Annotated in this window: 21 protein-coding genes and 1 pseudogene; 2 read left to right on the top strand and 20 right to left on the bottom strand. The window is 65.3% G+C overall.

What is annotated here, in order from left to right; translation table 11 throughout:
• Positions 1-67 precede the first annotated feature (67 nt).
• Complete coding sequence (locus G7077_RS10310; RefSeq protein ID WP_166411625.1) at positions 68-622, top strand: DUF922 domain-containing protein; 555 nt, start codon at positions 68-70, stop codon at positions 620-622.
• 5 nt (positions 623-627) lie between these two features.
• Here G7077_RS10310 and G7077_RS10305 read toward each other — a convergent pair whose 3' ends face one another.
• The 20 genes and pseudogenes from G7077_RS10305 to G7077_RS10210 form a co-directional block, all read right to left on the bottom strand.
• Positions 628-1,788 (bottom strand): deoxyguanosinetriphosphate triphosphohydrolase, encoded by a 1,161-nt coding sequence (locus G7077_RS10305; protein ID WP_166411624.1) that lies wholly within the window; start codon positions 1,786-1,788, stop codon positions 628-630.
• Positions 1,785-3,056 (bottom strand): SPOR domain-containing protein, encoded by a 1,272-nt coding sequence (locus G7077_RS10300; protein WP_166411623.1) that lies wholly within the window; start codon positions 3,054-3,056, stop codon positions 1,785-1,787. Before G7077_RS10300 ends, G7077_RS10305 begins: the two co-directional genes overlap by 4 nt.
• Positions 3,057-3,163: 107 nt before the next feature.
• Positions 3,164-4,551 (bottom strand): annotated as a pseudogene (gene ftsZ / locus G7077_RS10295) (cell division protein FtsZ).
• A gap of 139 nt (positions 4,552-4,690) precedes the next feature.
• The gene (gene ftsA, locus G7077_RS10290) at positions 4,691-5,947 is read right to left on the bottom strand and encodes a cell division protein FtsA (protein WP_166411622.1); all 1,257 of its coding nucleotides are present in this window, start codon (positions 5,945-5,947) and stop codon (positions 4,691-4,693) included.
• Between the two features lie 6 nt (positions 5,948-5,953).
• Positions 5,954-6,859, bottom strand: coding sequence for a cell division protein FtsQ/DivIB (locus G7077_RS10285; RefSeq protein WP_166411621.1), 906 nt, complete (start codon positions 6,857-6,859; stop codon positions 5,954-5,956).
• Positions 6,856-7,782: a D-alanine--D-alanine ligase gene (locus G7077_RS10280; protein WP_166411620.1), complete on the bottom strand. Its 927-nt coding sequence runs from the start codon at positions 7,780-7,782 to the stop codon at positions 6,856-6,858. Before G7077_RS10280 ends, G7077_RS10285 begins: the two co-directional genes overlap by 4 nt.
• Positions 7,779-8,675, bottom strand: a complete 897-nt coding sequence (murB, locus tag G7077_RS10275; protein ID WP_166411619.1) for a UDP-N-acetylmuramate dehydrogenase — start codon at positions 8,673-8,675, stop codon at positions 7,779-7,781. The genes G7077_RS10280 and murB overlap by 4 nt, the downstream gene beginning before the upstream one ends.
• Positions 8,672-10,084, bottom strand: coding sequence for a UDP-N-acetylmuramate--L-alanine ligase (gene murC, locus G7077_RS10270; RefSeq protein ID WP_166411618.1), 1,413 nt, complete (start codon positions 10,082-10,084; stop codon positions 8,672-8,674). The genes murB and murC overlap by 4 nt, the downstream gene beginning before the upstream one ends.
• A complete protein-coding gene (murG, locus tag G7077_RS10265; RefSeq protein WP_246167147.1) occupies positions 10,081-11,241 on the bottom strand; it encodes an undecaprenyldiphospho-muramoylpentapeptide beta-N-acetylglucosaminyltransferase in 1,161 nt (386 codons plus the stop codon). The genes murC and murG overlap by 4 nt, the downstream gene beginning before the upstream one ends.
• Positions 11,238-12,461 carry an FtsW/RodA/SpoVE family cell cycle protein gene (locus tag G7077_RS10260; RefSeq protein WP_166411616.1) on the bottom strand — a complete coding sequence of 408 codons (1,224 nt, stop codon included), beginning with the start codon at positions 12,459-12,461 and terminating at the stop codon, positions 11,238-11,240. Before G7077_RS10260 ends, murG begins: the two co-directional genes overlap by 4 nt.
• Positions 12,458-13,759, bottom strand: coding sequence for a UDP-N-acetylmuramoyl-L-alanine--D-glutamate ligase (gene murD, locus G7077_RS10255; RefSeq protein WP_166411615.1), 1,302 nt, complete (start codon positions 13,757-13,759; stop codon positions 12,458-12,460). Before murD ends, G7077_RS10260 begins: the two co-directional genes overlap by 4 nt.
• Positions 13,756-14,856: a phospho-N-acetylmuramoyl-pentapeptide-transferase gene (gene mraY / locus G7077_RS10250; RefSeq protein WP_166411614.1), complete on the bottom strand. Its 1,101-nt coding sequence runs from the start codon at positions 14,854-14,856 to the stop codon at positions 13,756-13,758. Before mraY ends, murD begins: the two co-directional genes overlap by 4 nt.
• A complete protein-coding gene (locus G7077_RS10245) occupies positions 14,844-16,226 on the bottom strand; it encodes a UDP-N-acetylmuramoyl-tripeptide--D-alanyl-D-alanine ligase (protein WP_166411613.1) in 1,383 nt (460 codons plus the stop codon). The genes mraY and G7077_RS10245 overlap by 13 nt, the downstream gene beginning before the upstream one ends.
• Positions 16,223-17,638 carry a UDP-N-acetylmuramoyl-L-alanyl-D-glutamate--2,6-diaminopimelate ligase gene (locus tag G7077_RS10240; RefSeq protein ID WP_166411612.1) on the bottom strand — a complete coding sequence of 472 codons (1,416 nt, stop codon included), beginning with the start codon at positions 17,636-17,638 and terminating at the stop codon, positions 16,223-16,225. Before G7077_RS10240 ends, G7077_RS10245 begins: the two co-directional genes overlap by 4 nt.
• A gap of 3 nt (positions 17,639-17,641) precedes the next feature.
• On the bottom strand, positions 17,642-19,339 hold the full coding sequence (locus G7077_RS10235) for a peptidoglycan D,D-transpeptidase FtsI family protein (protein ID WP_166411611.1): 1,698 nt from the start codon (positions 19,337-19,339) through the stop codon (positions 17,642-17,644).
• On the bottom strand, positions 19,336-20,070 hold the full coding sequence (locus tag G7077_RS10230; RefSeq protein ID WP_166411610.1) for a hypothetical protein: 735 nt from the start codon (positions 20,068-20,070) through the stop codon (positions 19,336-19,338). The genes G7077_RS10235 and G7077_RS10230 overlap by 4 nt, the downstream gene beginning before the upstream one ends.
• Positions 20,067-21,011: a 16S rRNA (cytosine(1402)-N(4))-methyltransferase RsmH gene (gene rsmH / locus G7077_RS10225; RefSeq protein WP_166411609.1), complete on the bottom strand. Its 945-nt coding sequence runs from the start codon at positions 21,009-21,011 to the stop codon at positions 20,067-20,069. Before rsmH ends, G7077_RS10230 begins: the two co-directional genes overlap by 4 nt.
• Positions 21,008-21,508 (bottom strand): division/cell wall cluster transcriptional repressor MraZ, encoded by a 501-nt coding sequence (locus tag G7077_RS10220; RefSeq protein WP_206367624.1) that lies wholly within the window; start codon positions 21,506-21,508, stop codon positions 21,008-21,010. Before G7077_RS10220 ends, rsmH begins: the two co-directional genes overlap by 4 nt.
• A gap of 273 nt (positions 21,509-21,781) precedes the next feature.
• On the bottom strand, positions 21,782-22,522 hold the full coding sequence (locus G7077_RS10215; RefSeq protein WP_166411607.1) for a Gldg family protein: 741 nt from the start codon (positions 22,520-22,522) through the stop codon (positions 21,782-21,784).
• The gene (locus tag G7077_RS10210; protein WP_166411606.1) at positions 22,519-22,767 is read right to left on the bottom strand and encodes a hypothetical protein; all 249 of its coding nucleotides are present in this window, start codon (positions 22,765-22,767) and stop codon (positions 22,519-22,521) included. Before G7077_RS10210 ends, G7077_RS10215 begins: the two co-directional genes overlap by 4 nt.
• Positions 22,768-22,851: 84 nt before the next feature.
• On the opposite strand from G7077_RS10210, the gene G7077_RS10205 reads away from it, so the two are divergent.
• Positions 22,852-23,181, top strand: a complete 330-nt coding sequence (locus G7077_RS10205; protein WP_166409929.1) for a hypothetical protein — start codon at positions 22,852-22,854, stop codon at positions 23,179-23,181.
• Positions 23,182-23,207: the final 26 nt, after the last annotated feature.

The raw sequence follows: 23,207 nt of genomic DNA, 5'->3' as shown, positions 1-23,207 counted from the left end.
ACGTCCGATGGACTTGTTGGCTCGTGCGAGCCGGTTAGAAGCCGAGCAAACTGGAGAGATGATTCTTATGCTGACTAGCTTCGCCGTCCTGCTTGCCGCGGTTCAGGCCACCCCTTCACCCGCTGCCGTTCCTTCTGCTCCCTTGACTGCGCCCGGCCGGTCGCTTCGGGACCTCCCCGGTATCAAGATTACCTACCACGATATTTCCGAAAAGGATCTCAAGGACATCACCAAGGCGCTTGCCAAGAAGAAGCCGCTGACACCCGCGCAACAAGCATTGCTTGGCGCGACCACCGACTGGAAGACCAACCCGCGGATGACTCAGCTGAAAAAGGGAACCGAGTGCACTGCCACTTCGGCCGCCATCAACTTCTCCGCTTCGGCTGACCTGCCGCGCTTCAATCCTGCGTCGCTCAAGCCCGCCGATGCCGCCGAATGGACGAAATATCTGGCGCTGACCGAGGCACAGGCGGCCGAGAAGTTGTGGTTTGCCTATGACCGGCGCACTGCCTTTGAACAGGCGGTGGTCGGCAAGCCGTGCGATGTGGCAAGCCGCGACGGCAATGCGGCCCTCGACAAAATGAAGGCCGACGCCGCCGCGTTTCAGCCGACAGTCCGCTAGCCGGGTCAAAAACGGTCGGGCAGTTCGACCGGCCCGACCAGTTCCCGATGGCGGGCAATGGCGAAGGGGTCGGTCATCCCTGCGATGAAGTCGCCGACCTGACGACCTGCGGCCACCGGGTCGTCCGGGCATTGCCAATTCTCCGGAAGAAGAGACGAGTCCTTGCTATAGACGCGGGCAAGGTTGCCCACGACTCGCTGCGCCTCACAACGGACCGGCTGCAGAACCGCGGCATTGTATAGGTTGCGGTAAAGATAGGTCTTCAGCGACCGTTCCTGGCTTGCAAGGTCGGTAGAGAAGCCGACGAGCGAACGTTTTGCCGCGCGAACCTCGTCGAGCGATCCCACTCCGCTGTCCCGCACGCGTCGGCGCGTCTCGTCCAGAACGTCGCCGACCATGGTCCCGATCTGATCGCGTACCAGCGCTCGCTGCCGTCGTTCAAGCGAAAGCCCCGGATGGCGCGAGGCGATGTCGTTCCAGTGCGCAGCGACGAACGGCAACTCGGCAAGCGCCTCCACGTCCAGGATGCCCGCGCGCAGCCCGTCGTCGATGTCGTGATTGTCATAAGCGATGTCGTCGGCGATCGCGGCGACCTGCGCTTCAAGGCTGGGCCAGGTCTCGAGCTCCAGATCGAACGCCCGGTCGGCCTCGCGCATTGCCCAGCCCGGGTCAACGACCGGCCCGTTGTGCTTGGCAAGACCTTCAAGCGCCTCCCAACTGAGGTTCAGTCCGTCGAACGTCGGGTAAGGCGTCTCGAGCCTGGTCACCAACCGAATGCTATGAGCGTTGTGATCGAAACCACCGACGTCGGCGAGCGCCTCCGTCAACGCATCCTCCCCAGCGTGACCGAAGGGCGGGTGGCCGAGATCATGGGCCAGGCACAGAGCTTCGGTGAGGTCCTCGTTGAGGCCGAGCGCCCGGGCAATGGTTCGGCCGATCTGCGCGACTTCGATGCTGTGCGTCAGGCGGACTCGGTAGTGGTCTCCGTCGGGTGCGACGAACACCTGGGTCTTGTGGCGAAGGCGCCGAAAGGCAACCGAGTGGATGATCCGGTCACGATCTCGCTGGAAGGCGTCGCGCGGACCCCGCGGGCCGGAGTCGTCCTCCGGGTAAGCCCTGCCGCGAGACCGTGATGGTTCGGCGGCAAGGTGGCGAAGCAATGTCATTCGGTGGTAATTTTCCTGATGACCTGGCCTTCGGAACTGACCCAGCTAAACGCGCGAACCCCGTCGACCGCAAGGTCCTCGGCGAAAATCCGCGCATCCTGTGCATTGCGGAACGGCCCGACCAGAAGCCGGGCGCGGCCTTCATCGTCAGCGACATAGCCGGTCTTTCCATCCAGCAGCTCGCGGCTTCGAAGTTGAGAGCGCCGGAAGAGTTCGGGAAGCGCCTGCGGGTTTGGGCCGCTTGCAAGCTGCACCCAGAAGCGCCGGGGCTGCGGCGTACCTGGCGATGCCGGTCGGACCGCTGTCCCGGCGGTTACCGGCGACGTGGCCGCGACCGTCGGGGCGACGGGAGGCGATGTCGTCGGAACGGAAGCAACCGGCGACTGAGTTGTCGAGGTGCTCGGCGGCTGAGCGCCGCGCAGCAAAGCGTCAATGTCGGCGAGCCGGTTGCGATCGGTTCCCGCGATCAGCGGCCCGCCACTTGCGGGCTGGCCGCTGCCAGGAAACACGCCGAGGTGCACAGCCGCCGCCTGCTGGGCGGAACTTAATGAATTCAAGCGGCTCAGGAACGGCGCCATCTGGCTCCAGCCGCCCGGCATGCTCCACTCGATCGCTTGCCGTGCCCCCGTCTGGTCGCCGGTCAGTGCAAGCACCAGCGCCCGAGCGCGGATAGCGCCTGTGTCACGGCGGGCGAGGAGCGGTCCCAAAGCCTCCAGCGCGCCTGCCTTGTCGCGGGTGATGGCGAGGCTGAGCGCGAGGCGTCGCCGCGCCTCGTCCGCCGATGCGCCCGCCAACGCTGCACGGTAATCGGCCTGAGCCTCCGCATGGCGGCCGAGCAGGTCGTAGGCAAGGCCGCGATCCGCCCCCATCGTGACGGGCCGCGCCCCTAGCCGCTCGGCGCGCTGGAAGTAGGCAAGTGCGCCTTGCGGATCGTCGTCCAGCGCCGTCGCCGCGCCCATTCCGATCTGCGGCAAAGGACTGGTGGGCCAAACCTCGTCGGCCCGGCCGAAAAATCCGGCCGCGGCTTGCGTGTCGCCAAGCTCAAGCGCGGCGCGGCCTGCCCCGATCAGCGCCTGGAAATCGCGCGGCGTGCCGGCAAGCACGCGCAGGTAGCGGGCCAGCGCGTCAGATGCGCTTTCCGGGCCCACTGCGGCCCCCGAAAGCGGCGCCTGCGACAGCGCCGCCACGGACGTCGCGGCCAGCACCAATCCGACGCAACTGAGGATCAGCGCGGCGATGCGCGTTCGATTTTGCGGAGGTGGAACCATGGGATTCGGCATGGCGCAGCAGAGCTTGCGCTAGCCTTTATCGCCAGTGGTGGAACGGCGGGCCGTGCAGCGCCGTCGACAAGACGGGCTGCACGGCCTTCCGATGCTTACTGATTGTTCTGACGGTTGAGGAACCGCGGGATGTCGAGCGGATCGCGGCGGACCGTGCCGCTGTCCTCATCGACCTTCGCCTGCGCCGCGCCGCGGGCGATGTTCGACATACGCTCGAACAAGGTGCCGGTCTCGCGCGGTGCCGCGGCCTGCGGCTGCGCCGCCGTGTTGAACTCATCGTCGCTCGGCGGAGCGATCGGTGCAGGTGCGACCGGGCTGGTCAGAATATCGTCGCTGTCGAGAACGAGTTCGTCGTCCTGACCGAGCTCCAGCATGTCGTTGTCCGAAGCCAGATCCTGCGGGGCGGGCGTGGTCGGGGCGGCAACCGGTGCCGGCGCGGCCTTCGGCGTCGCTGCGACGCTGCTGCGCGAGTTCGGGAAGGTGAAGACCTTGCCGGCCGGTTGCGGCTGCTGCGCGGCTTCCGCCTCGATGCCGGTCGCGACGACCGAGACGCGGATCTTGCCGTCGAGATCGTTGTTGAACGCCGAACCCCAGATGATGTTGGCGTCGGGGTCGACCAGTTCCTTGATATGGCTGGCCGCCTCGTCGACCTCCATCAGGCGCATGTCCTCGCCACCGGTGATGGAGATGATGACGCCCTTGGCGCCCTTCATGCTGACGCCGTCGAGAAGCGGGTTGGAAATTGCCTTTTCGGCGGCCTCGATCGCGCGATTGTCGCCCGACGCCTCCCCGGTGCCCATCATCGCCTTGCCCATCTCCCCATCACCGACCGGACGTCGGCGAAGTCGAGGTTGATTAGGCCCGGCATGACCATCAGGTCGGTAATTCCGCGAACACCTTGCTGGAGCACCTCGTCGGCCATTTCGAACGCTTCCTTGAAGGTCGTTTCCGAATTGGCGAGGCGGAACAGGTTCTGGTTAGGGATGACGATCAGCGTGTCGACATGCTGCTGAAGCTCGGAAATGCCGGAGTCGGCCGAGCGGGTGCGGCGCGAGCCTTCGAACGCGAACGGCTTGGTCACCACGCCAACGGTCAGGATGCCCTTGTCGCGAGCAGCCTTTGCGATCACCGGGGCAGCGCCGGTGCCGGTGCCGCCGCCCATGCCGGCCGCGATGAAGCACATGTGCGCGCCGTCGAGGGCGCGGTCGATTTCCTCGATCGTCTCTTCGGCGGCAGCGCGGCCGATTTCGGGCCGCGAGCCGGCGCCGAGGCCCTGGGTGATCTTGAGGCCGAGCTGGATGCGGGAGTCGGCAGCGGACGCGTTGAGCGCCTGCGCGTCCGTGTTGGCGACGATGAAGTCGACACCCTGCACATCGGCAGCGATCATGTTGGCAATGGCGTTTCCACCGGCACCGCCCACGCCGATGACGCTGATCCGCGGGCGAAGCTCGTCGACCGTCGGCCGAATGAAGTCGATGCTCATCCCAATCTCCCCCTCAACAACATGTTGAACCGTCAAGAAGAATCAATGAATCAACCCGACTCGGAAGCCAAGCGAAAAAGTTAACGATCCCCAAAAAACTTGGATGCACATGTGCCGGAATGAGTCAGCCGGGAGCCGATCAGAAATTGCCACGCATGGCGGCGATCAGCTTGCCGACGACGCCTTTGCTTACCTTCCGCTCCGAGACGTTGCGGACCGCGATGTCGCGGAGGTCGCCTCGTCCCGATGATGCGAGCATCGCAAGGCCGACAAGCGTAGAAAATGCCGGGCCGCTGTGGGCCTCCGGCATGCCCATCAGGGTCTTGGGCCGGCCTACCCGCACCGCGCGGCCGAGCACGCCTTGCATGTAATCGGCGATATTCTTGAGTTCCGCACCGCCGCCCGTCAGCACCACCTGTCGACCGACCGGTCCGGTGAAGCCCAGCGCCTTCAGCGACGAGTCAATCTCGTTGGTCAGTTCCTCGACCCGCTGACGGATGACCATCATCAGCTGGGCGCGGGTGATGCGCGTCGGCTCCGCGCCCGGCTCGACGCCCATCTGATTGGCTTCGATCATCTCATGATTGTCGCGCGGACTGGTCATGGCCGAGCCGTAGAAGCATTTCAGCCGCTCGGCATCGCGGCGCTGTACACCGAAGGTGCCGGCGATGTCGTTGGTGATGTCGCGCGCCCCGATCGCGATCGATCGGAGCCCGACGAGCATGCCGCCGTAGTGGACAGAGACGTTGGTGACCTCCGCGCCCAACTCGACCAGCGCAACGCCGAGCTCGCGCTCCTCCTCGCTGAGGCAGGCCAGCGCTGCCGCAACCGGCGACGCAACCACGGCGGCGACGCCCAGGTGGGCGGAACGGATGACATAGTCGATATTGCGGAGCGGTGCCGGGTCGGCGGCAATCACGTGGATGTCGACGCCCAGGCGGTGGGCGAAGAGGCCGATCGGCTGCTGCACGCCCTGCGCGCGGTCGATGGTGTACAGCGCCGGGTGTGCGTGGAGCACGACCTGGCCGTTCTGGTCGATGGCGCCCTTGCCGGCCGACAGCAGCTCGTCGATGTCCGCCTGCTCGACCTGATGGCCGCCGAGTTCCACTTCGACATTGGCGATGTCGCTGACGAGCCCGCCGGCGCCGAAGCTAGCCCACACGTCCTCGACGGTGACCGCCGACATACGCTCGGCAAGCTCGACCGCCTCGCGAACAGCATGCTCGCTCGCCTGCATATCGGTGATGAAGCCGCGCTTCACCCCGCGGCTTTCCCGCTGGCCGGTCCCGAGCACGCGAAGACGGCCGTCCTCTTCCGGAGTCACGATCAGCGCGCTCACTTTCGACGAGCCAATATCGAGAGCGGCGATCAGCTTCTGGTCGGAGGGGGCGGCCACTTGGGTCTAGCTATCCTGCGCGACTTCGGTTCCAGCGGGTTCCGGCACCTTGGGCAAGCGCACGATCATCTTGCCGGGGAGGCGAAGATCGATGCGGACAAGGCCGCGCCCAAGCAGACCGGCTGACTTGTCCATATTGGCGAACTTGACCAGCGCCGCCCGCGCCGCCGGCTCGCCTTCGGGAAGTGAGACGGTCTCGCCCGACTGGAACAGGAGGTCCCAGCGCCGCTGACCGACCCACTGTGCCGAGGCCAGTTGTGGCTGCAAAGTCGGCGCGGTGCGCATCAACTGATCGAGCTTGCGTGCCTGACGGTTCGCGCCGGGCCCGATCAGCAACGGCAGGTCCGGCATCTGGGTGATCGGCACGCGGTCCAGAACCACGCCGTCGGCATCGACGAGCGCCAATTGCTCCTTGTCCTGCCACAGAGCCGCAGGCTTGCGCTCGACGATGTCGACCACCAGCGAATTGGGAAGCCGCCGCGACACCCGGGCGTCCTGAATCCATCCATATTGAAGCAGGCGATTGCGAATGGCCGACACGTCGACGAGCAACTGTGCAGGCTTGTCCGACCCGCTGCGCTCGGCCGCTTTCTGCAATTCTTCGCTGACCACCGCATCGACGCGGGCGCGGTCCATCTTTTTCAGCCCGACGATCTGGTAGCCACCCACCGCGAAACCGGCGCGGCCGATGGCGGCACCAGCGGAGGTTGCCGCTTTGGACGGGATGTCCAACGCGACCAGCGCGACGATGCCGATCGCCGCGATGAAGAGGCTGAACGCGAGACCCGCAAGCTTGTTGGCCCGGGCCTGATCGACCGGCAACTTCTTTGCGATCTTCTTCGGCACCTGAACAGCCGGCTTGCGCGCCTTGGTGCGGGCAGCGCCGCCTCGGCGAACATGCGCCGCGCTCACCGCAGCGCCTCCGCGATCAGGCGTTCCACCAGCTCCCCATAGCTGATGCCGCGGAACCTGGCCTGTTCCGGTACCAGGCTGAGCGGCGTCATGCCGGGCTGGGTGTTGACCTCCAGCAAGTAGACGCCCGCTTCGCCCTGCTCATCGTCCCAGCGGAAATCGGAACGGGAGGCGCCTTCGCAGCCGAGCAGGCGATGGGCCTGGACCGCCATGTCCATCATCGACTTGGCAATGTCGCCCGGAACCTCGGCGGGGCAGACGTGCTCGGTCATCCCATCGGTATATTTGGCATCGAAGTCGTAGAAGCCCGCCTTGGGCTTGAGCTCTGTCACCGCGAGCGGCTCATCGCCGAGCACCGCGACGGTCAGCTCACGTCCCTTGATGAAGGGCTCGGCAAGAAGGCGGTCGAAATGCTTCCAGGGCCCTTCCACGTGCCGCCCGATGGGACTTCCGTAATTGCCCTCTTCAGTGACGATCGCGACCCCCACCGACGAGCCTTCGTTGACCGGCTTCACGACGTAGGGCCGGGCGATGGGATCGCCCTCGTACAGGCTCTCGCTATCCACGACCTTGCCAGCGGGCATGCGGACGCCGCCGGGGACCAGCACGGCCTTGGTGAGCTCCTTGTCGATGGCGACGGCGGAGGTCGTCACGCCGCTGTGCGTGTAGGGAATGCCCATCAGGTCGAGCAGGCCCTGCACGGTGCCGTCCTCCCCCGGCGTGCCGTGAAGCGCGTTGAAGACGACGTCGGGCTTCAGCTCCGCCAAACGGGCCGCAACGTCGCGCTCCATATCGAGCTCGGTAACGTTGCTCCAGCCCCGCTCCCGAAGCGCAGCGGCGACTCCGCGGCCGCTGGTCAGCGACACTTCGCGTTCGCTGGACCAACCGCCCATCAGCACGACAATGTGGAGGTCCTTGTTCATGCTCGGCCGACCCGCTGAATTTCCCATTCGAGATTGATGCCGCTGTGCGCCTTCACGCGGGCGCGGACGTCCTCGCCAAGCGCCTCGATGTCGGCGCTCGTCGCGCTACCGAGGTTGAGCAGGAAGTTGCAATGCTTTTCCGACACTTGCGCGTCGCCCCGAGTGAGTCCCCGGCAACCGGCGGCGTCGATGACCTGCCACGCTTTGTGCGGCAGCGGGTTCTTGAAGGTCGAGCCGCCGGTCTTCGAACGGAGCGGCTGCGATTCCTCGCGCGCCTGGGCGATGCGGTCCATTTCGGCCTGAATGGCGGCAGGATCGCCGGGCATGCCGCGGAAGCTGGCGGAAACGACGATCGCCTGATCGGGCAACGCGCTGTGGCGATAGGTGTAGCCAAGCTCGTCGGCGGTGAAGGTCCGCCGCTCGCCGGAGCGCAACACCACCTCGCAATCGACCAGAATGTCGCAGGTCTCGCGGCCATATGCACCGCCGTTCATCCGGACGAAGCCGCCGACGGTTCCAGGGATGGAGCGGAGAAACTCGATGCCGGCGATCCCCGCGTCCCGCGCGGTAGAGGAGACGAGGATTCCGCTGGCGCCGCCGCCGCATCGCAGCGTCAGGTCGCCCGTCGCTTCCACCTTGGCGAACGTCTTGCCGAGGCGGACGGTCACGCCCGGCACGCCGCCGTCGCGCACGATCATGTTGGAGCCTAGCCCAAGCGCCATCACCGGCGCGGCAGGGTCGAGTTCACGCAGGAAGTCCGACAGATCGTCCGCGTCGGCGGGTTCGAACAGCCATTCCGAGGTCCCGCCGCTCTTGAACCAGACCAGAGGCGCCAATGGCGCGTTCGGGGTCAGCTTGCCGCGAACCTGAGGCATCGTCGCGACCGCGCTCATTTGGCCGCCCTCGCCTGCTTGATTCCGCCCGCCAGACCTGCCGCCCACTTAGTGATGTCGCCGGCGCCCATGCAGATGATCATGTCGCCTTCCGCCGCGACGTCCCGAAGCTGCAGCGCGAGATCGCCCGCATCGGTGACCGCCTTCACCATTCGGTGCCCACGCGCGCGCAACCCTTCGGCGAGCGCTGACGCATCGATGCCTTCGATCGGCTCCTCACCCGCGGCGTAGACCGGCGCGACATAGACGATGTCGGCGTCATTGAAGGCGTTCTGGAAGTCGTCCATCAGGCTCTGCAAGCGGGTGTAGCGGTGAGGCTGCACCACGGCGATTACCCGCTCCCGTGCCGACTCCCGGGCAGCAGACAGCACCGCGCGTATCTCAACCGGATGATGCGCATAATCGTCGATGATAATGGCGCCATCAACGTCGCCGACGCGGGTGAAGCGCCGCTTGACACCCTCAAACCGCTCAAACCCGCGAACGATGGCCTCGTCGCTCATGCCGAGTTCAAGACCGACCGCGATCGCGGCAAGCGCATTCTGGACATTGTGCCGCCCCGGCATCGGAACGGCGATGTCTGGGATCGTCCGCCTCGACCCATCTTTTTCCAGGATCACCGCGTCGAAGCGGCTTACGCCGTCAGCCGCCGAGACATTGTCGGCCCGAAGGTCGGCAAGTGCCGAAAAGCCATAGGTAACCACGCGCCGGTCCCGGATGCGCGACAGGATGTTTTGAACTTCCGGATGGTCCACGCACAGCACCGCGAGACCGTAGAAAGGCACATTCTCAATGAACTCGACGAAGGCATCCTTGACCCGGTCGAAGCTGCCGTAATGTTCGAGATGTTCGGGATCGATATTGGTTACGACCGCGATGGTGCCATCGAGGCGCAGAAAGCTGCCGTCGCTCTCGTCGGCTTCCACCACCATCCAGTCGCTTTTGCCGAGCCGGGCGTTGGAGCCGTAGCGGTTGATGATCCCGCCGTTGATCACCGTTGGGTCGAGCCCGCCGGCATCCAGCATGGCGGCGATCATCGACGTGGTGGTCGTCTTGCCGTGCGTGCCCGCCACCGCCACGGTGCTTTGCATGCGCATCAGCTCGGCCAGCATCTCGGCGCGGCGAACGCGCGGCAGGCGGCGCTCGGCAGCAGCCTCGATCTCCGGATTGCCGTTCTTGATCGCGGTCGAGCAGACGACCACTGCGGCGTCCTGAAGATTCTCGGCCTTGTGGCCGATCATCACCGGGATCCCGGCCTTACGAAGTCCCTCGACGACATAGCTTTCGGAAACGTCCGAACCCTGCACCTTGTAGCCCAGGTGGTGCATAACTTCGGCGATACCGGACATGCCGATGCCGCCGATCCCCACGAAATGGATGGTGCCGATGTCCGTGCCCAACGCCTTCATGCCGGCACTCCCTGCGCAGCGAAGGCAGGCGCCGCAACCGGTTCACTGACCGGACCGACGATGATCGGGGCAATGCCTTTGCCGATGCGTTCGACGAGGTCGGCGAGATCGCTGGCGGCGTGCGGACGGCCGACGGAGAGTGCCCGCGACGCGGCATTCGCCAGCGCGTCGGGATCGAGCGCGATTGCTTCCACCTGCCGCGCCAGCACGTCGGGCGTGAAGTCGCTCTGCTGTATGGTGCGTGCGCCACCCGCCTGGGTGATCTCCCGGGCGTTGAAGGTCTGGTGGTCGTCCGTGGCGGCGCCGAACGGCACGAGGATCGCCGGGCGGCCGGCGGCGCTCAGCTCCGCAACGGTCGACGCTCCGGCACGGCCGATAAACAGATGCGCGTCGCGCAGGCGGCCCGCCATGTCCTCGATGTAGGTCAGCACCTCGGCCGGGATTTCCAGCTGCTTGTAGCGTTCGCGCACTGAATCGAGATCGTCAGGCCGGCACTGCTGCACCACCTGAAGACGGCGGCGAAGCGAGGGCTCAAGCATGCCGAGGCCGTCCGGAACGACTTGGCTGAGGATCGTCGCGCCCTGGCTGCCGCCAGTGACGAGGATCTTGAGCGGCGCGGTGTCGTCAAACGCAGGAAATGGCAGCTCGCCGAGCTTCACGATCTCGTCGCGGACGGGATTGCCGACCAGCACCGTCTTGTCCTGGTACGCGGATTTGAGCCGTCCGATTTCTGAAAAGGCGGTGGCAATCGCGTCCGCCTCCCGCGCGAGCAAGCGGTTCACGCGACCGAGCACCGCGTTCTGTTCGTGCAGCACCGTCGGGATCCGCCGAGCGCTCGCCGCCAGCAGTGACGGAAACGCGGGATAGCCGCCGAAGCCCACAACGGCGTCGGGCTTGTGTTCGCGATAGAGATTCTTCGCCTCGGCGCGACCCTTCAGAACGGAGCCGACCGCCTTCAGCATGCCAATCGGTCCGCCGCCCAGCCGGCCCGCCGGAAGGATGTGCACGGGAACACCGTCGAACAAGCCGGGAAAGCGGGCCCCGCGCGCGTCGGTGATCAGCATCACGCCATGCCCCCGCGCCTTGAGCTCGGCGGCAAGCGCATGGGCCGGAACCATATGCCCGCCGGTGCCGCCGGCAGCCAAGGTGAAGTTCATGCGGTCAGCGACTCCCCGCTCCATTTCACGACGTAGGGTGAGCGGGTCAGATAGGGATTTCGGCGGGTGAAGGCGAGCAACAATCCCATGCCGATCGACAGCGCCAGCATGGACGAGCCGCCATAGCTGATGAACGGCAGGGTCATGCCCTTGGACGGCGCGATCTGGACGTTCACCGCCATGTTGATCAGCGCCTGCAACCCGAACTGGATCGCAAGGCCGGCCGCCGCGAGAATGGCGAAGCTGTTGTCCTCGTCGAGCAGCTTGATCAGCACTCGGGCGATAATGGTGCAGTACAGCAGCGCAATGGCGAGGCAGGCGATCAGGCCGAATTCCTCGCCGATCACGGAGAAGATATAGTCGGTATGTGCTTCCGGCAAGCCGAACTTGCGGGTGCCGGCCCCGGGGCCCATGCCGAACAGGCCGCCGGCGGTCAGCGTCCGCATTGCATTCTGGACCTGGAAATTGTCGCCCTCCCCATAGAGGAAGCCGTCGATGCGGGTCGTCGCCACGTCATAGAAGAAGTAGGCAAGAATGACGCCGACGATTGCGGCGACGCCCAGCCCAATGAGGATGCGCATGTTGACGCCGGCGAGCGCGAGCATGGCGATCCAGACCGCACCGAAGATGATCGTGGAACCGAAGTCCGGCTGTGCCATCAGCAGCACCGCGACCACACCCGTCAGGCCCGCCGACAAGGTAAAGACGGGAAGCGACTTGTCGGTTTCACGAAGGCTCAGAAGCCAGGCCATGGCGACGACGAAGAAGGGCTTCAGGAATTCGGACGGCTGCACCTGGCCAAGGCCGAAATTGATCCAGCGGCGGGCGCCGTTCACTTCCGGCCCAAGGACCGGAACGAAGATCAGCATGACGAAGAAGAAGGCGGCACCGAACAGCGACAGCCGCCGAGCCCGCTCCCGCGGCATCATCGAGATGCCGATCATTACCGGGATGCCGATCGCGATCCATACGATCTGACGGTAGAAATAGTGGAGGCCCGAGAATTGGACGGAGCCGCCCGAGTAGCGCTCGGCCGATGCTGGCGACGCGGCCGCGACGGCGATCAGGCCGATGCCGATGAGGACGCTGACCAGCAGCAGCAGGACCTTGTCGATTTCCCAAAACCAGCGGCCCACCGCCGACGTGTCGGATCGGCCGTAGCGATTTGAGTCGGCGAAAGGCGCCGCGGCCTTGAGCTTGCCGGAAAGTGCGTTTTTCATAAAGCCCCCACAAGCTCCCGGAACCTGTCCCCGCGCGCCTCGAAGTCCCGGAACTGATCGAACGACGCGCAGGCTGGCGAGAGTAGAACAACATCGCCTGCCTGTGAATCCCTCGCGGCCTGATTCACCGCATTTTCAAGCGTTTCGCTTGTGGTGACGGCCACCCCCTTGTCCCGAAGCAAGCGCGCGAACATGGGGCCGGCCTCGCCGATGGTGTAGGCCTGAACGACATGGTCGAGGTGGCGCTCCGTATCGCCCAGCGTTTTCGCCTTCGCCTGCCCGCCGACGATCCAGCGAATGCGCGGGTAAGCGGCAAGCGCGGGCGCGGCGGCCTCGGCATTGGTCGCTTTGCTGTCGTTGACGAAGAGGACGTCGTTACGTTCGCGAATACGTTCCATCCGGTGAGGCAGACCGGGGTAAGTTTTGAAGCCCCCGACCAGTGCTGCGTCGCTGTCGAACAAAGTGCCGAGGGCCCACCAAGCTGCGGACGCATTTTGTCGGTTGTGCGGGCCTGCCAGGCTAGGTGAAAGCTCTTCGCCAAAACCCTGATCGTCGATGTCGCAAGATCGAGCGGTAACTGAATGTTGCGGCATTCTGCCGACCCTCTCGGCAATCTCCCGGGTCGCCTCATCCTCATCGACGATGATCGCGCGATGATGCGGATCGATCTGCATGTCGAACAGTCGCGCCTTGGACCGTGCATAAGCCTCGAAGCTCTCGTACCGATCCAGATGGTCCGGCGTGATGTTAAGCAGCACGGCGACGTCGCAGTCGAGGCTCTGCGTCAAGTCGATCTGGTAGCTCGACAGTTCCAGGACATAGACCCCGCCTTCCGGCAGCGGATCCTGCGAGAGGATCGGCAGGCCGATGTTGCCGCCCATGGTCGTCGGTACGCCTGCGGTTTTGAGGATGTGGTGGACCAGCGCGGTGGTGGTCGACTTGCCATTGGTGCCAGTGATGCCGACCACCTTGTGCGACGGCAATTCCGGCCGAGCGCGGGCGAACAGCTCGATGTCGCCGATGATTTCGAGGTTCGCCTCGCGGGCACGGGCGGCAATCGGGTGACGGTTTATCGGCAGGCCGGGCGTGACGACGAGGGAGTCGAACTGGGTAAGCTCGGTTTCGTCCAAGTCGGCAATTTGGGTTCCGACGGGTGCCTTCGCCCGCGCCTCTTCCTTGCCGTCCCAAGCGGTAACCTTTGCACCGCTCGCAAGCAGCGCCTGGACGGTCGCCAGTCCAGACCGCGCAAGCCCGTAAACCGCGTAATGCTTGCCGGCGAACGCCCGTGCCGTGATCACCGCAGCTTCAGGGTGCTGAGGCCCGCGAGCGCCAGCACGAAGCTGATGATCCAGAAGCGGATCACCACCGTCGGCTCCGACCAGCCGAGATGTTCGAAATGATGGTGGATCGGCGCCATCCGGAAGACGCGCTTGCCCGTCCGCTTGAAGAAAAAGACCTGGATGACGACGGACAAAGCCTCGACCACGAATACGCCGCCGACGATCGCCAGCACGAATTCATGATGACAGGCTACCGCCACCGCACCCAATGCGCCGCCAAGTGCCAGGCTGCCCGTGTCGCCCATGAAGACTGCCGCAGGTGGTGCATTGAACCATAGGAAGGCAAGGCAAGCTCCGACCAGCGCAAGCAGCAGCACGGTAAGGTCGCCGACCCGGTCGATGTGGGGAATGCCGAGATAATCGGCAAAGCGCGCATTGCCGACCAGATAGGCAATCAGCAGGAAGGCGATGGCGGCAATGATCACCGGCATGGTTGCCAGCCCGTCGAGCCCGTCGGTCAGGTTCACCGCATTGCCGAAGGCGACGATCACGAAGGCGCCGAAGACGATGTACAGCCAGCCGAGGTTGAGCACGGGCCCCTGAATGAAGGGGAGATAGAGGTTGGTGTTGCCCGTCTCCCAGATCGCCCAGTCGAGCCGGCCAACGCCGACGATCAGCCAGGTGGCGATGCCCGCCACCGCAAACTCCAGCAGCAGCCGCATCTTGCCGGACAGACCGGCATGGTGCGCCTTCTTGACCTTGTCGTAATCGTCCATGAACCCGATCAGCCCGAAGCCGCCGATCACCAGCAGGCAGGCCCAGACGTAGGGGCTGCTGAGGTCCATCCACAGCAGCACCGACACGGACATTGAAATGAGGATCAGCAGGCCGCCCATGGTCGGCGTGCCACGCTTGGCTAAGTGGCTCTGCGGCCCGTCCTCGCGGATCGGCTGCCCCTTGCCCTGTCGCACGCGAAGCCAGCTGATGAACTTGGGCCCCATGATCAGGCCGATCAGCAGGGCGGTCGCGCTGGCACCGCCAGCGCGGAAGCTGATGTACCGAATGAGGTTGAGGACGCCGGGAAAGCCCAGCTGCTCCGCGATCAGGTAAAGCATGGCGCGCCCTTCACAACGCGGTCGACCAATTTCGCAAGCCCGACCGAATTGGATGCCTTGACCAACACCGCGTCGCCCGGCTGGGCGATGCCGAGCAACCGGTCAGTGGCGCCGTCGACGTCGGGAACGCGATCAACAGCGATAGCGCCGCCGGCTGCTTCCGCCAGGGGAGCCATTTCCTCACCGATCAGGATCAGGTGGTCGACCTTTGCCGCACGCACCGGTTCGGCCAATCCGGCATGAAGCGCAGCCTCATGGGCGCCAAGCTCCCGCATTGGGCCAAGCACGGCGATCCGGCGCACCACGCCCGGTTCCTGCCCGAGGCTCTTGAGAGTAGCCGCCATGGACGCGGGGTTGGCGTTGTAGCTTTCGTCGATTAGCAGCAGCTCGCCGCCTTCGATCGGAATGGTATGGCGCGCACCGCGGCCCTTCAGCCCACCCATGTCGGCAAGCGCCAGCCCGGCAAGCGCAACATCGGCGCCCACCGCTTCCACCGCCGCCAGCACGCCGAGCGCGTTGGACACCCAATGCTCGCCGCGTTGCGAGATGTTGAAGGTCAGTGCGCGGTCGAGCAGTTCGGCAGTGATCAGGCTGCCGCTGCCCTCGGTCACCGCATGGACCGCATGAACGTCCGCATCGCCGCGCCCGAAGGTGACGATGCGATCGGCATGGCCTTGGGCAGCCCGGATCAGACGGTCGCGATGGGGCGTGCCGTGAGGGATGATGGCGACGCCGTCAGCTTCCAGACCTTCGAAGATTTCGGCCTTGGCATCGGCGATAGCCTCTTCGGAGCCCAGGTTCTCGATGTGCGCGGGCGCAATGGCGGTGATCAGAGCCACGTGCGGGCGGACCATCCGGGTCAGCGCCGCGATCTCGCCGGCATGGTTCATGCCCATTTCGAGCACAGCGAATTCGGAATCGCGCGGCATTCGTGCAAGGCTGAGCGGCACGCCCGTGTGATTGTTGTAGCTCTTCACCGAACGGTGGACCTTGCCCGGCGCGCAGCGGTCGAGCGCGGCGAAAAGGGCTTCCTTGGTGCTGGTCTTGCCGACCGAGCCCGTGACGCCAATCACGGTCGCCGCCGTTCGCGAACGGGCGGCGCGTCCAAGTGCCTCAAGCGCCGCAGGCACGTCGGCAACCAGCACGTGCGGGCCGTCGACCGGCCGGGACACGAGAGCGCCGGCGGCACCTGCTGCAAAGGCCTTGGCGACGAAGTCGTGCCCGTCGAACGCGGTGCCGGGCATGGCGACGAAGAGGTCGCCCGGCCCTACCTCGCGGCTGTCGAAGGTGACTCCGGTGACGTCGAAGGTCCCACCGGCGGTTCCCCCGGTCGCGTCCTCAATCTCGGCGCTGGTCCACAGCGGGCTCATGCGGCGCATTCCCGCGCCACCAGAACATCGTCGAACGGCAGCACGCGCGTGCCGACGATCTGGCCCGTTTCGTGCCCCTTGCCGGCAAGAAGGACGATGTCACCGTTTCCGGCCATCTTCACCGCTTCCGCAATCGCCTCCCGACGTCCGCCGATCTCGCGCGCACCCGGGGCACCGGCCATGATCTCGGCGCGGATTGCTGCAGGATCCTCGGTACGCGGATTGTCGTCGGTGACGATCACGACGTCGGACAAGCGGCTCGCCACGGCGCCCATCTCCGGCCGTTTGCCCTTGTCGCGGTCGCCACCGGCGCCGAACACGGTGATCAACTTGCCGTGCACATGCGGGCGCAATGCGGCAATCGCCGCCTCGATCGCGTCCGGCGTATGGGCATAATCGACATAGACGGGCGCACCGGCCCGCGTGATGACCGCGCGCTCCAGGCGTCCCCGAACCGGTGCGACGCGCGACATGGCCGAGATAACCTGCTCGGGCGACCCTTCGGTGGCGAGCACCAAACCGGCAGCGATCAGCACATTCGCGGCCTGATAGGCGCCGATCAACGGCAGGGCGATGCGGTGCTTCTTGCCGCCATGCTGGATGATGAGCACCTGGCCGAGTGGAGTCGGCGTTTGCTCAATCAGGTCGATCGTGTCGCCGCCCGGACCAACGGTCAGCAACGCCAGTCCGCGGCGCTTGACCCGCTCGATGACCTCACCGGATTTGGGATCGCCGGTCCACACAACGGCTGAGCCGCCTTCCGGCAAGACCTCGTCGAACAGCCGCATCTTGGCGTCGAAATAGGCCTCCATCGTGCCGTGATAGTCGAGATGGTCGCGGCTGAAGTTGGTGAAGGCGGCGGCCTTGATCGGCACGCCTTCCGACCGGAACTGATCCAGCCCGTGCGAAGAGGCTTCGAAGGCGACATGGCTGATGCCCATCTTCTTGAGGCCGGCCATGTTGTTGAGGAAGGTCACGATGTCGGGCGACGTGAGCCCGGTCTTTACCTGGTCGTCATGCGTGGTGACGCCCAGCGTGCCGATCGAGGCGGACCGGTGCCCGCCCATGCGCCACATCTGGCGGGTCAGCTCCACGGTCGAGGTCTTGCCATTGGTACCGGTGACCGCAACCGCAACCTCCGGATAGGGCGCATGGAAGCGCGCCGCGAGATCGGCGAAAAGACGGCGGGGTTCATCGGCCGACAGGTGCGGCACGCCATCGACCTTGGCATCGGGCCCAGCAACCACCGCTACCGCCCCGTGCTTCACGGCGTCAGCGATGAAGTCTTCCCCGTTGGAGGTCGAGCCTTTGAAGGCGCCGAACAGAAAGCCGGGTGCGATCTTTCGATGGTCGATGGCGAAACCGGTGACTTCGGAATCGCTATCGATCCCCGCCAACTCGCGAAGCCGCACGCCTTAATGCTCTTCTTTACGGACGTAGGGGAGGACCTCAGCGAGATTTGGCTCGCGGGCCTTGTCTGGGCGGACGCCGAGCATCGGCGCAATCCGGCTGACGGTGCGGCCGATCACCGGCGCGACGTTCCATCCGGCGGTGCGGAAGCCGTAGGTCTTGGCGGTGGCCTTGGGTTCATCGAGCATCGCGACGATCACATAGCGAGGTTCGTCCATCGGGAAAACGCCCGCGAAGCTGGTGACGAGAAGTGAGCGGTTCTCATATTTCTCGGCAGAGCCTGTCTTCCCGCCGACGCGGTAGCCGGGGGCATCGGCCTTCTTGCCGGTACCTTCCGTCACCACCAGGCGTAGCAGCGCGCGCATCTTGTAACTGGTGTCCTCGCTGAAGACCCTGCGTCCCTTCGGAACGGCATGATTGCGATCTACCTTGAGGAGCGTTGCCGGACGATAGATGCCTCCGTTGAACAGGGTCGCATAGCCGGTTGCGAGATGCATGGGCGTGACCGCGATGCCGTGGCCGAAGCCGACGGTCATGGTGGCGGCGTCGCCCCAATCCTTCGGGAAGAGGGTGCGGCTGCGCTCCGGCAGTTCCAGTTCGAGGCGGTCGAGGAATCCCATCTTCTTGAGGAACTCGCGCTGCTTAACGCCGCCCATCTGCATCGCGATCTGCGCGGTGCCGATGTTGGAGCTTTCCTTCATGATCTCGGCCACCGAACAGGGCCGGTTGAAGGGGTGGGTGTCGGTGATGGTGAAGCGGCCGACCTTCAGACCGTTGGAGCAATTGTACATCTGCCCCATCGACTTCACGACGCCGGCATCCATCGCCATGGCGACGGTGAACGGCTTGAAGGTGGAGCCCAGTTCATAAACGCCCGAGGTCACGCGGTTGAAGCGCGCCTGCTCGCTCCCCTGCCCTGCCGCATTGGGGTTGAGCTGCGGCAAGGAGGTCATGGCCAGCACTTCGCTGGTATGGATATCCATGATGATGCCCGCTGCGCCGACCGCGGAGAATTCCTGCATGGCGGCAAGCAATTCATGCTCGAGTGCCTGCTGGAACCGGCTGGAGATGGACAGGACCAACGGCTTGTCCCGGGTCGCAGGATCCGACAGCTGCGCTTCGAAGGAGCGCTCGACACCGGCGACGCCTTGGCCGTCGACGTCGGTGTAGCCGATCACATGCGCGGCCAGGCTGGTTTGCGGATAGAGGCGGTCGGGTTCACGCTGGATCGCAAGGCCAGGCTCGCCAAGGGCGTTGACCGCCTCGACCAAAGCCGGCGAGGCACGGCGGCGAAGGTAGACGAACCTTTTGGTCGATCGCAGCAGGCCGTAATAATGCGCTTCGTCATGCTCGGGCATCAGCTGCGCCAGCGACCGGGCCAGCTCCAGCTTGTTGCCGAGAATCTTGGCGGGATGAATGCCGACGATCCAGGCGTCGATAGTCCGTGCCAGCGGGTAGCCGTCGCGGTCGACGATGTCGGCACGATCGGGAACGAGGCTGGTCACGCCCATCTTTCGCCCGGCATGCTCGCCGAACGCAGCGAGATAGAGAAGCCGGAGAACGATCAGGGCGATAATCCCGCCGTAGACCAGCATGCCGATCATCAGGCGCTGGTGCATGACGGCAAGAATCTGCCGGCGTTGCCCGACCAGTCGGAGCCGCTCGGGCCGGGGGGCGACGAGGGCGGGGCTGATCGCGTTCATTGTTTCTTGGCCGGCGCCTTGGTGGACTTCGGTGTAGCGGCCGCCACCTTGACCTTCTTCTCGGGCAAGGGAGCCAGCGGGTCTCGGGCCGCCGTGCGCGGCTGCTTACCGGCCGGCGTCGCGGCCTTGGGGGAGGCTGCCGTCGGCTTGACCGAGGGCTTCGCCGTTGCGGTGGCGACAGGCTTGGCCTTGGCCTCCGTAGTCTTCGGCGCCGCCTTGGCTGCGACCGTTGGCTTGGCTTCAACCTTGACGGGTGCAGGCTTGCGGACCGGCTGCGCCTTCTGCAGCTCGGTCGCCAGGCTCGGCCCCGAGGTCTTGAGGCTTGCTTCATGCAGCAATTGCGCAGGTGCAACCGACCGCTGAGGTGCCGCCGGCTCTTCCTCCACCGGTGCGGGGGCGGAAGCCAGCAGCACCGGCGCTTCGACTGCCGGCTTGTGTTCCGGAGTCGTCAGCTTGGCGAGTTCGAAACCACCCTTCAGGAACTGATCGGCCGTCGGTGCCGACAGAGCCATCACCTTGACGTTCCAGCGCTCCAGCTGCGCCAGTCGACCGCGCGTACCGATCTCCGTCTGGAGCAGGCGAATGTCGCGCTGCGCCAGGACGATCTTGGTCTCGACATCTTCCAGGGCCGTCCGCTCGGACGCGACGCGGAGCGACACCAGGTAGCAGCTGAGCGCTGCACCGGCGCATGTTGCGACCATGAAGACACCACGGAAACTGCTGGCGCTCATTGGACTCCTCCGGTCCAGGCTGGGGCTGAGGTACGAACGGCGCTTCGGAGCCGGGCCGAGCGGGCGCGCGGGTTGCCTTCCAGTTCGGCCACCGACGGGGACACCGGCTTTGCGACGCGCTCGAACGAAGGTTCGGGCCCGCCGGTCAGCACGGGTCGGTGGCGCGAACCGGAAGGCGTCCCTCCGCTTCGCTCGCGAAAGAAGCGCTTCACGATACGGTCTTCGAGGCTGTGAAAAGTAACGACAGCAAGACGGCCACCGGGCTTCAGCGCCCGCTCGGCGGCGGCGAGCCCCTGCTCCAGCTCTTCCAGCTCGGCATTGAGGTGGATTCGGATTGCCTGGAACGTGCGGGTCGCGGGATCGCTCTTCTGGCCTGGCCGGAAGCCCAGGGCCTTGCGGACGATCGCGGCAAGTTCCGCGGTGCGGGTGATCGGCCGCTCACGAACGATCGCGCGGGCAACCGTGCGTGCGCGCGGCTCCTCGCCATAGTCGCGCAGGATTCGGGCGATCTCCGCCTCATCCGCTTCGTTCAGGAGCTCGGCGGCGCTGAGGCCCGACTGGCTCATCCGCATGTCCAGTGGGCCGTCCTTCTGAAAGGAAAAGCCGCGATCGGCCCGATCGAGCTGCATGGAGGAGACGCCGATATCAAGTGCGATACCGTCGACAGGTCCGATGCCGCGATCGGCGAGAACCCGGTCCATCTGGCTGAAGCGATCTTCGATCAGGGTCAGGCGCGCGTCCGGGACGAGTGCGGATCCTTCTGCGATCGCATCCGGATCGCGGTCGAATCCGATCACTCGTCCCGCCCCCGCAGAAAGCATGGCGCGCGTGTAGCCGCCGGCACCGAAGGTGCCGTCGGCCAGTGTCTCGCCGCCACCGATTGCCAGCGCGGCGATCACTTCGTCGATAAGGACCGGAACGTGGGGCGCGGCGCCGGTCACAGGCTCACTCCCCTTTCCTCGAGCCGGAAACGGGCGATGTCCTTCAGGTCTTCCGGAATGCCCGCCTCGGCGAGGAACAAGCGCGGGTTCCAGATCTGAAAGGTTTCACCGGTGCCGAGGAAAAGCGCGAGATCCTCGATCTGGCCCTTGCGGCGCATCATCGGCGGAAACAGGATTCGGCCCGAACTATCGTATGGCGTTTCTTCGGTAGCGGCGAAGGCCATCAGGTTGCGCTGCTGATACTCAAGCTGCGCGTCCGGGTTGGTTTCCTCTTTCTCGAGCAGGCGCTCGAGCTTGGCATGCTTCAGCGCCGCGTAGGCGGGGTCATAGGCGCTGAGTGCCGGAAAGTTCTCGTGCTTGGCGAGGACGATGGTCTTGGCGTCGCCGCGCCGCTCGATGACGGAGCGCAGAAAGGCGGGCACGGAGACGCGACCCTTCGCATCCACCGCGTTGAGCGCACTGCCTTGAAACAGATGCTCCAGCGCCACGAAAAACACTCCCCGTTCCGCAGCGCAAAGCCTCTCCGTTCACGGGCGCACCGTTGCACCCGCGTCTGCTTCAACTCGATTGGGGTCAGCCCCGCGCTACCCGTTGTTGGTAACTCAACGAGCGTCGGGAAACAATGGGTTTTCGTGGGATAACGTGGGAAGTTGTGGGCTGATGCGGTCTCTAGAGGGGAAACGTGGCCGACTCAACAGCTTTGTTCGTGGGATGTTCTCCCATGAAGCGGCTGTGGATAAGATTGTTGGAAAAGAATGCGGGCGTGAGTTTTACTTGGACTCGAGAGTCGCAAGTTCCGCCAGGAGGCTGTCCAGATTTGCCGGTCCCTTCTCGAACCTCCCGGCATCCAGGAAGTCTGCGTCTGCGACGACGACCGCACGGCCTTGCCCAAGCGCGCAGTCGGCGGTGAAGCCGTCGCGGCTGATTGAGCATGACCCGCTAAGTTTGCCCGGCGAAAGGGTCTCGATCTCGCGCCCTGCCATTTTCCGGCTCGTCGGGCCCTTCTCTGCCGGGGCGTCGAGCCTCAGCCCCCAGTGCGCAAGCAGGCCCGTGTCAGTGAACATCGGTGACGGTCGGAACGGGTCGCCAAGCGGACGTTGGCTTTCCCATTCGAGCGCGGGATCGGCGAGCAGGAGGAGCCGTCCCCCGCTGCGAACCCACTTGTCCAGCGCCACGAGATTCTCCGCCGTCTGCGCCCGAGCATGAGCCATCAAGAGCAACCCTGCCCTGCCCAGCGTTGCGGCATCCGCAGCCGAAACCGGAACGACGGTGTAGCGCGTCTCAAGAGCGGTCAGCGCCGGCGCTCCGCCCTCCGTCAGGCTCATGCGCTCGCCGAATACCAGCGGCAGAGAGGTCAGCAGCAGCAAGGTGGGCCGCTCGGCAGCGGGTCGAGAGGGAAGTGAGGGCTCGGTCCGGTGAGCGCGGATCAGTGCTGCCGCGCCGACAAGCAGAAGAAGGACCAGCAGCGCGGTTGCGATCCGCGCCGTCCGCCGGACCGGAGGAAAGTTCATGGAATGACGGCGTTGCTGCCGTTCATCTGGCTGCTGTTCGCCTCTTCGCCCGATCCTGGCGCGACGCCGAGTTCGGCAAGCGGCTCGTTCGGCGCCGCAGCAACCGTCTGGTTGCCGACTTCCTGCGGCCGGTCGCCGCCCGAGCGGCTGATGGCCGACCCGAGCAGGACGAGGACGAAAGCAAAGGCAAGGCCCGTCAGCCCGATGCGGATTCGCTGCGCGCTGGTGCCGGTGTGATCCACCATTGGCAGAAAGCTATTGTTGCTTAGGCGACAATGCAAGCACTTCACCTTGACGAGTGCTTGTGCACCCGCGAAAGGCGCCCCGACATGACTCGCACCCTTGTGACCCTCACGCTTGTTGCGGCCGCCGCGTTAGCCGGCTGCAGCAAGGACGATTCCTCCAACGAGAACGCTGCGAACGAAGTGATGAACGAGCCGGTCGTGCTTCCGCCGTCCATCACCGCCTCCAAGACCTATCGCTGCAAGGACAACAGCCTCGTCTACATCGACTGGCTGAGCGACGGCACCGCCAAGATCAAGAAGAACAAGGAAGATTATTCCGCACCGGTGGTTACCCCGGGCGCCGACGGCGCGCCGCTTAAGGGCGCGGCCGCCGATGCCACCGTCACCGTCAACGGGCAGAGCTGCAAGGCCTGACCTTTCAACGCCGATCATCCACAAAC

This window comes from Sphingomonas piscis, from assembly GCF_011300455.1.
Lineage (GTDB): Bacteria > Pseudomonadota > Alphaproteobacteria > Sphingomonadales > Sphingomonadaceae > Sphingomicrobium > Sphingomicrobium piscis.
This window is presented reverse-complemented; position numbering and strand designations above follow the sequence as displayed.

Coding starts and splice junctions, on each gene's coding strand:
- G7077_RS10310 (WP_166411625.1), top strand. CDS start 68: ATGCTGACTAGCTTCGCCGTCCTGCTTGCCGCGGTTCAGGCCACCCCT.
- G7077_RS10305 (WP_166411624.1), bottom strand. CDS start 1,788: ATGACATTGCTTCGCCACCTTGCCGCCGAACCATCACGGTCTCGCGGC.
- G7077_RS10300 (WP_166411623.1), bottom strand. CDS start 3,056: ATGGTTCCACCTCCGCAAAATCGAACGCGCATCGCCGCGCTGATCCTC.
- G7077_RS10280 (WP_166411620.1), bottom strand. CDS start 7,782: ATGAACAAGGACCTCCACATTGTCGTGCTGATGGGCGGTTGGTCCAGC.
- murB (WP_166411619.1), bottom strand. CDS start 8,675: ATGAGCGCGGTCGCGACGATGCCTCAGGTTCGCGGCAAGCTGACCCCG.
- murC (WP_166411618.1), bottom strand. CDS start 10,084: ATGAAGGCGTTGGGCACGGACATCGGCACCATCCATTTCGTGGGGATC.
- murG (WP_246167147.1), bottom strand. CDS start 11,241: ATGAACTTCACCTTGGCTGCCGGCGGCACCGGCGGGCATATGGTTCCG.
- G7077_RS10260 (WP_166411616.1), bottom strand. CDS start 12,461: ATGAAAAACGCACTTTCCGGCAAGCTCAAGGCCGCGGCGCCTTTCGCC.
- mraY (WP_166411614.1), bottom strand. CDS start 14,856: ATGCTTTACCTGATCGCGGAGCAGCTGGGCTTTCCCGGCGTCCTCAAC.
- G7077_RS10245 (WP_166411613.1), bottom strand. CDS start 16,226: ATGAGCCCGCTGTGGACCAGCGCCGAGATTGAGGACGCGACCGGGGGA.
- G7077_RS10235 (WP_166411611.1), bottom strand. CDS start 19,339: ATGAACGCGATCAGCCCCGCCCTCGTCGCCCCCCGGCCCGAGCGGCTC.
- G7077_RS10230 (WP_166411610.1), bottom strand. CDS start 20,070: ATGAGCGCCAGCAGTTTCCGTGGTGTCTTCATGGTCGCAACATGCGCC.
- G7077_RS10215 (WP_166411607.1), bottom strand. CDS start 22,522: ATGAACTTTCCTCCGGTCCGGCGGACGGCGCGGATCGCAACCGCGCTG.
- G7077_RS10210 (WP_166411606.1), bottom strand. CDS start 22,767: ATGGTGGATCACACCGGCACCAGCGCGCAGCGAATCCGCATCGGGCTG.
- G7077_RS10205 (WP_166409929.1), top strand. CDS start 22,852: ATGACTCGCACCCTTGTGACCCTCACGCTTGTTGCGGCCGCCGCGTTA.